Source organism: Zhouia amylolytica AD3, from assembly GCF_000511935.2.
Lineage (GTDB): Bacteria > Bacteroidota > Bacteroidia > Flavobacteriales > Flavobacteriaceae > Zhouia > Zhouia amylolytica.
The window spans coordinates 90260-103550 of record NZ_AYXY01000019.1 but is presented as its reverse complement, the minus strand read 5'-3'; the positions used below and the strand labels follow the sequence as shown (position 1 = coordinate 103550).

The following is a 13291-nucleotide window of genomic DNA, read 5'->3' as shown; positions in this document are numbered from 1 at the left end:
CAACACCTACTTTTGGTTTAAAAACTCGAAATACTTCAACAAAACTTCATCATTGAGCTGCCTTGGTGTAAATATTTCTAACAATTTAGGTTTATCGCTTGAATTGAAAAAGGTACTCAAGCCTTCTTCAACTTCCGATGCATTTTCAGCTTTTAAATACTCAAAACCATACATTTCACAAAGATGATCTGCCTGCAAATTATGCTTGGTTTCAAAATAAGTATCAAAATTATCCGTATTCTTATGCCCTGGAAGAATTCTAAAAATACCTCCTCCAGAATTATTAATTACAATAATACGAAAAGTGTTTTTGATATAATTATTCCATAATGCGTTACTATCATAAAAGAAACTCAGATCACCAGAAATTAAAAGGGTGGGTTCATCTGAAACAGTCGCAGCACCAATAGCCGTTGAAGTACTTCCGTCAATTCCACTGGTACCTCTGTTACAAAACACAGTAGTCCTTTCATTTATTTCAAATAACTGTGCATAACGAATGGTAGAACTATTACTTAATTGCAATTGATAATTGTCGGGGATTGCAGTTAGCAATTGATCAAAAGCTTTGAAATCCGTAAAAGGAATTTCACTTAAATATTCTTTATGCTTTTTTCTTCTATAGTTTTGTACCTTGAACCAATGAGGATGATATTCGCTTTCAACCGATTTGGTTTGAGGTAAAAATGATTCCAAAAATTCATTAGGAGTGGTTTCAAAATGTTTACCCAAACACTTGAAGGTATCATAGGCCTTTTTGGTATCAACATGCCAATGGTGATTTGGCTGATATTTACGTAAAAATGCTTTAATCTTCTTGGACACCACCATTCCACCAAAGGTTAACAGAACATCAGGTCTTAATTCAGCAAATAATTGTTCGCTATTCACATCTTTTTCTATAGGGGCTATGATCTTATCTATTCCCGGAAAAAATTTTTCATGACTTAGATTTGACGTTGTTTCAGTAAAGACTATAACGGAATCATCTTTTCCAAGGATATTTAATAACCTTTGTTCTATAGCGTTTGGTGGGTTCACCCCAACTAATATCATTTTTCTTTCAGAGGCATTCCAAATATCAACATAAGCCGAAAGCTCCTCATTATCGCTATCGAAATTTTCATCTTTTAAATGATCCGGATTTATGGCAACCGTTGGACGCTCTATCATCTGATATAAAGGCTCTTCAAATGGCACATTTATGTGAACCGGCCCCTTTTTACCAATAGCAATATTAATAGCTTTATTTACTTCAAAACTATTGTAATGTTGAATTCCATTCTGAAGATTCCCGGAACTTAACGCATTCATAATTTCGGGTTGAAGTTTTCCATCCCCAAAAACCACAGTCCCCTCTTTACGAATATCTTGCTTTAAATTAGCATTATACAAAATGTGGTTTTCAAAAACATTTTTCTGGCGAATCGTCTGTCCATCTCCTATATCTATAGAATATGCCGGACGGTCTGCCGATATTACCATTAATGGAATATCACTATAAAAAGCTTCTGCCACGGCAGGATAATAGTTTAACAAAGCAGACCCTGAAGTACAAATAACAGCAGTCGGTCTTCCTATTTGTTGTGCAATACCCATCGCAAAAAAGGCAGCACACCGCTCATCGACAATACTATAGGTGTTAAAAAAAGGATCTTCCGAAAAACCAATTGTTAATGGAGCATTCCTACTACCTGGAGATATTACTATATGTTGAATGTTCTTTTGCTTACAAAGCTGCACGATAAGTTGAGCAGCTGGAATATTAGAATATTTCATGTACTATGAAGTCTCATTTGCCGCGTAAAAATACTCAATAATGATAGGATAACCGAAGGAAATGAAAACTTATTTATCCAAGTGCATTCAACATGGTTTGGCTTTTATTAACTGTTTCTTCCCATTCTGAAACAGGGTCAGAATCCTGAGTAATCCCTCCCCCTACATATATAACTGCTTTATCCTCAAAAAGCTGCATACATCGGAGATTTACATAAAATGAAGAACGTTCTTCTTGCCCATTGAAATAGCCCAAGTACCCGGTATAAAACTTCCGATCGTAATTTTCATGTTGTAAAATAAAGCGATTGGATTGATCTTTAGGATAACCACAAACGGCAGGTGTCGGATGTAATGTTTCTATCAAATCTTTTACATCAAAACTCTTATTCAATTCTCCTCTAATGTCTGTTTTCAAATGCAATAAATTTCCAGCCCTGATAGTTGTCACCTCAGACACCTCAAGGTCGTCAGATATACCAGCTAGACTTTCCAGAATGAAATCCGTTACAATTTTTTGCTCATCCAATTCCTTTTGTCCCCAGCATACCTCCTCAGAATCATTATACTTTTGAGTACCTGCTAAGGCCATGGTTTTAAAATGCTGACCCTTGATATCAATTAAAGTTTCAGGAGTTGCTCCCATCCACATCCCTACCTTTGGATGATACCAAAAGTAGGCAAAAGCATTTCTATATCTATTGAGTAGCCGGTTATAAACCTCAAGTGGCTTTAAATCATTGGATGGTACCTCCTGAAATCTTGAAAGCACTACTTTACTAAATAAACCTTCCTTAATTTTTTCAATCCCCCTGGACACCAAATTAACATGATTCTCTTTTCCCGAATCCTCTACAGCCTTCTGGTATCCGGAAAACATCGAATCACTCAATCCATGATATTCTGATACGTAAATAGTATCCGGATGTAACAGTACACCTTTTTTTGAATGATCAAAAGGAGCAAAAACAAACCCCTCTTTTTCAAAAGAATTTAAATGCTCAAGGGCATCCGTATGCTGCAAAACTAAGGTCAGCCTTTTCCCTAAAGGTTCCCTGAAAACAACAAATGGAAGCTGTCTATCAAATTGAAGCTGTATTTTATTAAAGAGATCTTGATTGCTAATCATCCTTACTTTTTAGGTAATGCGATCGTTGTTAATTTTACAACAGAAATTAAATTTTCATTGCCGTCTCTAATCTGGATGTTCCAAAGTTGAGTGGTCCTACCCTTATGAAGAACAGTTGCTCTTGCATAAACATCACCCTCTTTAACACTTTTCACATGATTAGCTGAAATTTCAATACCTCTGATAAAAAAATCTTTAGAGTTCAGAAACACCATCGAAGCCGCACTACCCACACTTTCTGCTAATGCTACCATGGCACCTCCATGCAGTACTCCATCAGGCTGATGCACTCTATGATTAACTGGCATCTTGGCCTCCAGAAAATCATCACCAACATCCGTATACACTATCTCCAATGTTTCCATTAGCGTGTTTTCACATATCGCATTACATTTAGCTAGTATTTCTTCTTTATTAAAATCCATTAGATCATTGATATTATTTAATCACTACAAATATCCGCATCATTGTTAAATTTTTTGTCATATCCAACGACTTATTTTAAAGACCTAACGCAACCTAATATACATTTTGCCATTACAAGCCTTATTTTTTCGTATATTTAAGTAATACTTTCCAAATAACATAGGTCTATTTGTATTAAGACGTAACAGAGCCCTCAAACAATACCCAAATTCTTACATAACCTTTCATGTTATAAGTAATTTTTATGTGGTATATGGAAAGTGGTTTTAAAACATATCAGAAATATCTAGGTTCTCTAAGAGAGAACCCACTCCTAAACACAGTAAGCGATAGTGAACTGAACAACCTTTTACAGCTTGGCACGGCAGAAGAATGGCCCAAAAAGACCTGTATTATTGATTGTAAAAGAGCACTATATAAATTTCATATTATCATATCCGGTAGGCTTAAAATATATAAGACAAACGGATCCAACAACAGGCATTTAACATTATTCATGTTAAGAAAAGGAGATATGTTTGATGTTGTTTCACTATTAGATAATCAAGAGCATCATGTTTACTATGAAACTTTAGACGAATTAAAAGTCTTGTGTATACCTATAGTAAATATGCAAAATTGGATAGATAAGAATCCGGGCTTCACTCAAAATTTATTAACATACCTGACAAAACAAATCAGAACCTTAGAAAACTATGTCATCGATGTTAGCCTGGAAGACACTTCTACCAGATTAGCGAAACTATTACTGAACCATTCAAATAAAAAGTCCAATACCATTGATGGAATCAGTGATTTATCTCATGATGAACTTGCCGGAATGATTGGAACTACAAGAGCTGTCGTTAACAGACAACTTCAACATTTAAGGGAAGAAGGTATCATTGACATCACAAGAAAACACATCACTATCAATAACATTGATGCTCTCATCAAAATTACAGAATCTAACAAATAGACTTGTTTTAGTTTTTATTATGATAATCATCCTATTTTCTAAAACTTTTCACAAAATAGCCAGATCTGATACCTAAGTAGCAAAACTTGAACCATTAAATTCGTAAATTTAAGTAGCAAAATACTAATGATCAGCAGTATTAATAAAGTGCTATTCCCTCCTCTAGCTTAACATTATTTTTAACCATTAAAACATATCATTATGAAAAAGATGTTGATGGCTATACTAGCTATGGCCTTTATAAACGTAGGATATTCTCAGGTAGGACAAGTTGAACTGGAAAGTGTTACCGTATCGGCAACACCAATAAACACTACATACTTAAAAGATGTTTTAGATAACAACTCTCCGGAGAATGTTAAAGACATGCAGCACAAAGTTGCCAGTTATGACATTACAGAATCTGACCTATTTGATGATGAATACGATTCGTATAAAGTGTTTTTCGAGCATACTAATAGTATGATCATTGCCACTTTTGATGAAGAGGGTAAAATTGTAAGATCTTATGAGAAATTCAAAAATGTACTATTACCTCCGGCTATAAGAAATTCTGTATATCAGAAATATCCGGGATGGACGTTACATAAAGATATTTACTTGGTTTCATATTATGTAGACAAGGACACCAAAAAACAATATAGAATTCAACTACGTAAGGATAATCAAAAGAAAAATTTAGTAGTCGACACCTACGGGAATATCATTTAATCAATCTAAAAACATAAAAAAAGCGACCTCAGAGGTCGCTTTTTTTTATAAGATGGAAGAAATTTATTTTACTTCCTCAAAATCTACATCCTGAACATCATCTGATTCTTTAGATCCAGACGCTGCTCCTGCTGATGGGTCTTGTTGAGCACCACCTTCAGCCTGTTGCGATTCTGCCTGAGCTTTATACAACTCTTCAGAAGCATTTTTCCAGGCTTCATTTATTTTATCCAAAGCTGGCTGGATGGTTTCAACATCCTTAGACTCATAAGCTTTTTTCAATTCTTCTAAAGCATCTTCAATTGGCTTCTTCTTATCATCAGAAAGCTTATCTCCGAAGTCTTTTAATTGCTTATCCGTTTGGAAAATCATTGCATCTGCCTCATTCAGCTTATCTACTTTTTCCTTAGCAGCCTTATCAGCTTCTGCGTTAGCTTCAGCTTCTTGCTTCATTTTTTCGATTTCCTCTTCTGTTAATCCAGATGAAGCCTCGATTCTAATATCCTGTTTCTTACCGGTAGCCTTATCCTGAGCCGTCACGTGAATGATACCGTTAGCATCAATATCAAATGTTACTTCAATTTGAGGAACACCTCTTGGTGCTGGTGGAATACCATCCAGGTGGAATCGCCCGATAGTCTTATTATCTTGTGCCATTGGACGTTCACCCTGTATCACATGTATTTCTACCGAAGGCTGATTGTCCGCTGCAGTTGAGAATACCTGAGATTTTTTTGAAGGTATCGTCGTATTTGCTTCAATAAGTTTAGTCATTACCCCTCCCATAGTCTCAATACCTAATGAAAGCGGAGTAACATCCAACAACAATACGTCTTTAACATCTCCAGTTAATACCCCTCCCTGAATAGCAGCACCTACAGCAACTACCTCGTCTGGGTTAACTCCTTTAGAAGGCTTTTTACCGAAGAAGTCTTCAACTGCCTTTTGAACTGCTGGAATACGAGTAGATCCACCAACCAAAATAACTTCATCAATATCATTAGTCGAGATACCTGCACTTTTCAGAGCAGATTCACAAGGCTTAATAGTTCTTTTTACGATTTCATCGATTAATTGTTCGAATTTAGATCGTGTTAATGTCTTTACCAGGTGTTTTGGTCCCGAAGCCGTAGCAGTTACATATGGCAGGTTAATTTCAGTTTGAGATGAAGAAGAAAGCTCAATTTTAGCTTTTTCCGCAGCTTCTTTCAAACGTTGAAGCGCCATCGGATCTTTTCTTAAATCTATATCTTCTTCTGCTTTAAACTCTTCTGCCAACCAATTGATAATAGTTTCATCTACATCATCTCCACCTAAGTGGGTATCTCCGTCAGTAGAAAGTACTTCAAATACACCATCTCCCAATTCGAGGATAGAAACGTCATGCGTACCTCCACCAAAGTCAAAAACTACAATCTTTTGATCCGTTGATTTCTTATCTAAACCATAGGCTAAAGCAGCTGCAGTCGGCTCGTTAATAATACGGCGTACTTTTAATCCTGCAATTTCACCTGCTTCTTTTGTCGCCTGACGCTGTGAGTCATTAAAATATGCAGGAACTGTAATAACAGCTTCACTTACATCCTGACCAAGATAGTCTTCTGCAGTCTTCTTCATTTTTTGAAGAATCATAGCCGATAACTCCTGTGGTGTATATAAACGACCATCAATGTCTACTCTTGGCGTATTATCACCATTAACTACCTTATACGGTACACGCGCTACTTCTTTCTTTGATTCATCAAACTTATTCCCCATAAAACGCTTGATCGAATAAATAGTCTTATGCGGGTTTGTTACAGCTTGACGCTTTGCAGGATCACCAACTTTTATTTCGCCTCCTTCAACAAAAGCAATCACAGATGGTGTAGTTCGCTTACCCTCTGCGTTTGGTATAACTACAGGTTCGTTACCTTCCATCACCGAAACACAAGAGTTGGTTGTTCCTAAGTCAATTCCAATAATTTTACTCATGTTCTTATATTTTCTAAATTGTGTTGAAAATTCTTTTAATGTTTCGCTCTGTATATGTCAATGACTATGCCATTACGCAAAATATGACAAGCTGTCATAAATGTTTTTTTCTTCCTGAAATATCTTCATTGAAAGAAAAAATGATTGTAAACTATTTAATATTCTCTTTAGTTACTTTTACAACAAAATGTATATTTGCCAAATTCTAAAACGATTTCGTGAATGGAGTGTATTAGCGTTTTTGATATGCTTAAAATTGGAGTTGGCCCTTCCAGCTCGCATACTTTAGGACCCTGGAGAGCAGCCGAAAGGTGGATTTCAGAACTACAGGAAGAAGGTCTGTTTGAAAAAGTGAATGCAATAAAAGTTCATGTTTATGGCTCCCTGTCCCTAACCGGAAAAGGACATGCCACCGACTTGGCTATTATGCTTGGATTGGCTGGTGCCGATCCTGAATATGTTCCGGTTGAAAACATTAACGCTATCATAAAAGAAATCGAAGATGGGCACACCATCGATTTTGGAGGGAAAAGAATAATAGAATTTGACCCGAAAAATCAAATTATTTTTCATAGAGAATTTTTACCTTTTCATGCCAATGGACTAACTTTTGAAGCTACCACCCATGAAGGTTCACAACATAGTGAAACCTACTATTCAATAGGTGGAGGCTTTGTGGTTAAGGAAGAACGGACTCATGCCAAAGAAAACCTGGCTACCTTTAAAACCTTTCCTCATCCTATCCAAAAAGCTACTGAACTTCTGGCGCACTGCGAAAAGTACAACAAAACTATTTCAGAAATAGTTTTGGAAAATGAGCAGTCGCTAAGAAGCGATGATGAAATTGACAGAGAATTGAATCGGGTGTGGGATACCATGTTAGAATGCATGTATACTGGTTGCCATACGGAAGGCACCCTACCCGGCGGTCTGAATGTAAGAAGAAGAGCTTACGATATACATCAAAAACTCATCAGTGAAAAACCATATAACAACCCCGTAGAATGGATTTATGCCATTCGCGATACAGAGGTTAAATTCCGTCAAATCATTAAATGGGTTAGCTGTTTCGCGATTGCTGTTAATGAAGTTAATGCTTCTTTGGGTAGGGTTGTAACCGCCCCAACAAATGGGAGCGCAGGAGTTATACCTGCGGTATTGATGTATTATATGGTTATCGAAAATCACGATGCCAACTTCGATGATATCAAACAATTTTTGCTAGTAGCAGGAGAAATTGGCAGTATATTTAAAAAAGGCGCTACTATTTCTGCTGCCATGGGAGGTTGTCAGGCCGAAATAGGAGTATCCTCTGCCATGGCTGCTGCCGGACTTACGGAGTTAATGGGTGGAACACCTGAGCAAGTTCTGATTGCTGCTGAGATTGCCATGGAACACCATTTGGGATTAACTTGCGACCCTATTGCAGGACTGGTACAAGTACCATGTATTGAGCGAAATGCTATGGGAGCCATTAAGGCAATTAATGCCGCCGAGTTAGCCATGGATACAGATCCTAAGAATGCAAAAGTCCCTTTAGACAAAGTAGTCAATACCATGTGGGAAACCGCTAAGGATATGAATTCAAAATATAAAGAAACCTCTGAAGGAGGCCTGGCTGTGGGAGTTAACCTGAGTGATTGCTAATTTTTTAAAAAATTTGTTTACTGACACCCTTCCCTCCTCCTGGTGTCAACTATGTATATAATTTTCCAGTCGTCATCCTTGCGAACCAATTGAAAAGAATTGACACCGCAATGACTAAATTCATCATTTAGCCAAAATTCGTACGGAGTCCAGGCATGAGCCATGTCTCCGTCAATCTTAATCTCATAGCCCAATAACTTCTCTTGATACACCTTGTCTTCAGGAATAGAGACAATTGATTTTAAGAAATTAGAAAAAGTTTCTGTTCTAACCAAAGTCAGACCTTCTTTACTCTTTCCTATAGTTTGCATCACCGGATTGAACACCGTTGCTTTTATTTGAATCGAATCTTGTTGGTGAAAACCAGTAAAAAACTCATCAATTGTTTCCTTTACTGCAGCTTCGTCTGTAGAACCTTGCCCAAAAACCATTTGAGTTAAGAACAACAAAACCAATAGTATAAAACGTAACATGGAAGTTTATTTTTTTTAAAGTTAAACAGGAATAAGGATTTAACGATACGATTAAAGAAAAGTTTAACAAAACTCATTATTTTTACTGTCTCTAAAAACAATCATTATGTCTGTAGCTAAAAAAGAATACAAAAGAGTTACCGTAAAATCACTTGTCGATATGAAAAAACATGGAGAAAAAATATCCATGTTAACTGCATATGACTACAGTATGGCCAAAATGGTCGATGCAGCAGGTATCGATGTAGTTTTAGTAGGAGACTCAGCAAGTAATGTTATGGCAGGACATGAAACAACGCTCCCCATCACTCTCGACCAAATGATATATCATGCCAGTTCGGTAATTCGAGCAATAGATAGAGCCCTGGTTGTGGTCGATTTACCTTTTGGTAGTTATCAAAGCGATCCAAAAGAAGCCTTGCGGTCAGCAATCCGTATCATGAAAGAAAGTGGCGCACATGCAGTAAAACTTGAAGGAGGTAAAGAAATTAAAGAATCTATTAAGCGAATTTTAAACGCAGGGATCCCGGTTATGGGCCATTTGGGCTTAACTCCCCAATCTATTTATAAATTTGGCACTTACACAGTCAGAGCCAAAGAAGATCAGGAAGCTGAAAAATTAAAAGAGGATGCCAAATACTTGGAAAAAATTGGTTGTTTTGCTATTGTTCTGGAAAAGATCCCTGCAAATCTGGCGAAAGAAGTAGCTCAAAGTGTAAGCATACCTATTATTGGTATTGGTGCGGGTAATGGAGTAGATGGTCAAGTTTTAGTGATACATGACATGTTAGGGATTACCCATGAATTCAGTCCTCGATTTTTAAGACGTTATTTGAACCTCTATGATGAAATCACCGGAGCCGTATCACAATATGTTGCTGATGTTAAAAATCAGGACTTCCCTAATGATGATGAACAATACTAAGTAATTCTCAACCTTTATCACCTTGAAAAAAATATCAAACAAAAAGAACCTTCAGGTACTCTTCGAAGACAATCATATTGTAGTTATAAACAAAAGAGCCGGTGATATTGTACAAGGTGATAAAACGGGCGATACACCTCTCAGTGACATTGTAAAAGATTACTTAAAAGAAAAATACAATAAACCAGGAAATGTTTATTTAGGAGTGGTACACCGATTAGACCGCCCCACTACCGGTATTGTTTTATTTGCAAGAACATCAAAGGCCTTACCTCGCTTAAATAAACTTTTTGCATCTAAAGAAGCTAATAAAACATATTGGGCATTGGTAAAAAATAAACCTCCCCACACCCAGGACACCTTGACTCATTGGATGGTTAGAAACTCCAAACAAAATAAATCCTATGCTCACCATAATGAGGTGCCTGACAGTAAAAAGGCCGTACTGCATTACAAAGTCATCAAAGAGCTCGAGAATTACTATTTATTAGAAATAGATTTAGAAACTGGTCGACATCATCAAATAAGAAGTCAACTTTCAGCAATTGGTTGTCCAATTAAAGGAGACCTTAAATATGGTTTTAACAGAAGTAATCCAGATGCCAGTATCCATTTACATGCAAGAAAACTAAGTTTTGTCCATCCGGTAAAGAAAGAACCGGTTTCAATTATTGCTCCGCTTCCAAACGATCCCTTGTGGCAGGCCTGTAATTAATTATGAATTTTTGGCAGTCCGCATAGTTCGGGTACTTTCGATAAATACAGCACTCAAGATCAATAGGCCTCCAATAATGGTATGAAGTTCTGGTATTTCATTTAAAAACAGCATCCCGAGAAGGATCCCGTATATCGGCTGAACACTACTCATAATACTTGCCGTAGTAGCACTAAAATGCTTAAAGCTCATCAATAACAACGTGTGGCCAACTGTGGTGGTAATAAGTGCTAAAAAGGCAATTGGCAACAATTGAGTTTTCACCTGAAGAAAATCAGAGAATAATAATAACGGACTTAACATTACAACAATGACCAATAATTGATAAAACATTAAAACAGACCCGTCATAACGTGCCACTTTTGGTTTCATAAGAATGTTTCTTATGGCATAAAATAAAGCAGAAATTATCCCCACCACTACGGCTATAAAATGATCGTTTTTAAAACTCACCTCCGGCACCAGAAAATAAACACCTGTTAAAACCAATACCGCTAAACCCAAATGCGATTTTTGAAATCCTGTTTTTAATATTACAGGTTCCAAAAATGAAGTAATCACCGGATAGGTATATATCGAGAGCATCCCTATAGCAACCGTAGAAAGCTTTAATGCATAGAAATAGGTCACCCAGTGAATGCCAAAAAAAACACCACAAATTAGAACCATCTTGAAATCTAACCCCGATATTTTAAAGTCGTATTTCCTTAACCTACAATAAATATAGATGAAAATTACCGCCATAATTGACCTGAACAAAATGATTTGTTCAGGTGGTAAACTTATATACTTGCCCAGTGTTCCCGAGGTACTAATGCATAGTACCGCGAAATTAAGTTCCAGAATATGCCGTAAATGATGTGATTTTGTTACCAACCCTATAAGTATTTCTTAAGCTTAAAAGCTTATCGAATTAAAAGCTTAGATTTTTCTTTGATAATCTCACCAACCGGCTTATTTTCTATTTTACTCTCTAACCATGAAATTATATCGAGATATAAGAAAGCTCTCCTTTCGTAAGGATCATTCTCATATTTCTTCAATCGGGAATGTAATTTTTTGAATGCTCCTTTTAATTCATGAGGATAAATATTACCGAGGTTTCTTAAAAATTTGATCATTTCCTTTTGAACCTCATGAAGATCATTCATTTTTAAAAGGAACTTATAAGTGCTTTTCAACTGCACTTCCAAATGATAATCAAGTCCGGCTTCATAATGGGCCACTAAACTCAGTACTCTGGAAAAACACATAAGATCCTCGCGCATTACTAAACTCTTATTATCAATTATTTTTTTCAAATAAAAGATACATTTTCTATTATCTCCTATTCCAAAATAAAGACAAGCAAGCTTATAATAAAAGATCATTACATGGTGTTCGTCTATTTTATCACTAAATCCTTTTAAACCTTTTAAAATAGGCTTTTCTAAATGCAAACCTTCTTCAAAAGTACCTTCAAGAAAATGAAGATTTAACTTGTTACTATAGATGTATAAAAAAGACAGAACCTCTAAATTTCCATTTTTCGGGAACTGACTATCTTCCAGGGTCTCTTCCAACCTGGACAAACTCTGCTGAAATTGAGATTTATACTTTATGTAATAAAGCGACTCTAATAAATAGTTACTTCCTTTTAAAAAGAATACGGGATTTAAATAGATCATCGTCTTGTGATCATAAAACAAATCGACTAGCTTACTTGAAAATTTATAACAATTCAAAAAGTCTTGCGTCAGAAAACTATACCACAATTCCGCCTGATACAACCATTGTTTCTCCCTAAAGCCCAAATCTTCAATTTTAAACTCAGGCATTCTGGCATTAAAATAATCGGTTACCCATTTGTACTCTTCATCACTTCTAACATAACCCATTTTTAACATTATCCCATAAAGCTGTAATGAGAGATTCGACAACTTACTTGTAATCACATTGTCCTGCATCAACTCTTTGGCTTGTACCGCTAGCTCATCGGCCCTGCCACTTATACTTCGCGTAATGTATTGAGTCTCAATCACCTTTTCCAATTCGACAATTTCAAAGGCTATAACCTTCTCCTCATTATCAATGGCCAGCTTTTTAGCTTTATCCAAAATTTTCAAACTTTGCCTATACAGGCCTTTATGATAAAGAATAGTAGCAAAATCCAATTGCTCTCTTAATTGAGTTCGAACGTTTTGGTTAACCGGATTCATTCGAAGACTGGTTAACACTTGCTTATATAAATGGGCTTTTAAATTTGAGAGCTGCTGTTTTTTAACAATACCACTTTTTAAAACTTCATCTTCATCATAAGTCTTCATTTTATCCAACAAATTAAAAAGGGCTAAAAATTTTGCATCAGCGTTTACCCCTAACCTGTTTACATAGAGTTTAAATTGTCTCTTTTCAGATTTTGAGAGCGACTTCACTAAAACAAATAATGGTTCTTTTGGACTGCTTGTCATTGTAACAAAATAAAATGTAAATAACTGATTTTCAGTATTTTAAATATCTTAAAATTATATTAAACGTTGTAATACTATATAAAGAAGTATTCGACTTTAACACC

The 13291-nt window shown here is 36.0% G+C and carries 12 protein-coding genes; 5 read left to right on the top strand and 7 right to left on the bottom strand.

Features of this window, described 5'->3' with window-relative positions; all coding sequences use genetic code 11:
* Positions 1-6 precede the first annotated feature (6 nt).
* The 3 genes from menD to P278_RS05115 all read right to left on the bottom strand — a co-directional run bounded on the left by menD (position 7) and on the right by P278_RS05115 (position 3333).
* Positions 7-1779: a 2-succinyl-5-enolpyruvyl-6-hydroxy-3-cyclohexene-1-carboxylate synthase gene (menD, locus tag P278_RS05125; protein ID WP_038263355.1), complete on the bottom strand. Its 1773-nt coding sequence runs from the start codon at positions 1777-1779 to the stop codon at positions 7-9.
* Positions 1780-1852: 73 nt separating this feature from the next.
* Complete coding sequence (locus tag P278_RS05120) at positions 1853-2908, bottom strand: isochorismate synthase (protein WP_038263352.1); 1056 nt, start codon at positions 2906-2908, stop codon at positions 1853-1855.
* Positions 2909-2910: 2 nt separating this feature from the next.
* The gene (locus tag P278_RS05115; protein ID WP_038263349.1) at positions 2911-3333 is read right to left on the bottom strand and encodes a PaaI family thioesterase; all 423 of its coding nucleotides are present in this window, start codon (positions 3331-3333) and stop codon (positions 2911-2913) included.
* Positions 3334-3578: 245 nt separating this feature from the next.
* On the opposite strand from P278_RS05115, the gene P278_RS05110 reads away from it, so the two are divergent.
* Together P278_RS05110 and P278_RS05105 are read left to right on the top strand one after the other, a co-directional pair.
* Positions 3579-4292, top strand: a complete 714-nt coding sequence (locus tag P278_RS05110) for a Crp/Fnr family transcriptional regulator (protein WP_082436095.1) — start codon at positions 3579-3581, stop codon at positions 4290-4292.
* Positions 4293-4493: 201 nt separating this feature from the next.
* The gene (locus tag P278_RS05105; RefSeq protein WP_051413424.1) at positions 4494-5003 is read left to right on the top strand and encodes a hypothetical protein; all 510 of its coding nucleotides are present in this window, start codon (positions 4494-4496) and stop codon (positions 5001-5003) included.
* Positions 5004-5066: 63 nt separating this feature from the next.
* Here P278_RS05105 and dnaK read toward each other — a convergent pair whose 3' ends face one another.
* A complete protein-coding gene (gene dnaK / locus P278_RS05100) occupies positions 5067-6977 on the bottom strand; it encodes a molecular chaperone DnaK (protein WP_038263343.1) in 1911 nt (636 codons plus the stop codon).
* Positions 6978-7199: 222 nt separating this feature from the next.
* Here dnaK and P278_RS05095 point away from each other — a divergent pair, with 222 nt between their 5' ends.
* Entirely contained in the window at positions 7200-8624 is a 1425-nt protein-coding gene (locus tag P278_RS05095) for an L-serine ammonia-lyase (RefSeq protein WP_038263338.1), read from the top strand.
* 17 nt (positions 8625-8641) lie between these two features.
* On the opposite strand, the gene P278_RS05090 is transcribed toward P278_RS05095, so the two are convergent.
* Positions 8642-9097, bottom strand: coding sequence for a nuclear transport factor 2 family protein (locus tag P278_RS05090; protein WP_038263335.1), 456 nt, complete (start codon positions 9095-9097; stop codon positions 8642-8644).
* Between the two features lie 106 nt (positions 9098-9203).
* Between P278_RS05090 and panB the strand changes: the two genes are divergently transcribed.
* Together panB and P278_RS05080 are read left to right on the top strand one after the other, a co-directional pair.
* The gene (gene panB, locus P278_RS05085) at positions 9204-10022 is read left to right on the top strand and encodes a 3-methyl-2-oxobutanoate hydroxymethyltransferase (RefSeq protein ID WP_038263332.1); all 819 of its coding nucleotides are present in this window, start codon (positions 9204-9206) and stop codon (positions 10020-10022) included.
* 22 nt (positions 10023-10044) lie between these two features.
* The gene (locus tag P278_RS05080) at positions 10045-10737 is read left to right on the top strand and encodes an RluA family pseudouridine synthase (RefSeq protein WP_038263329.1); all 693 of its coding nucleotides are present in this window, start codon (positions 10045-10047) and stop codon (positions 10735-10737) included.
* On the opposite strand, the gene P278_RS05075 is transcribed toward P278_RS05080, so the two are convergent.
* Both P278_RS05075 and P278_RS05070 read right to left on the bottom strand, forming a co-directional pair.
* The gene (locus P278_RS05075; RefSeq protein ID WP_038263326.1) at positions 10738-11613 is read right to left on the bottom strand and encodes a DMT family transporter; all 876 of its coding nucleotides are present in this window, start codon (positions 11611-11613) and stop codon (positions 10738-10740) included.
* 29 nt (positions 11614-11642) lie between these two features.
* Complete coding sequence (locus P278_RS05070) at positions 11643-13187, bottom strand: hypothetical protein (RefSeq protein WP_038263323.1); 1545 nt, start codon at positions 13185-13187, stop codon at positions 11643-11645.
* Positions 13188-13291 lie beyond the last annotated feature (104 nt).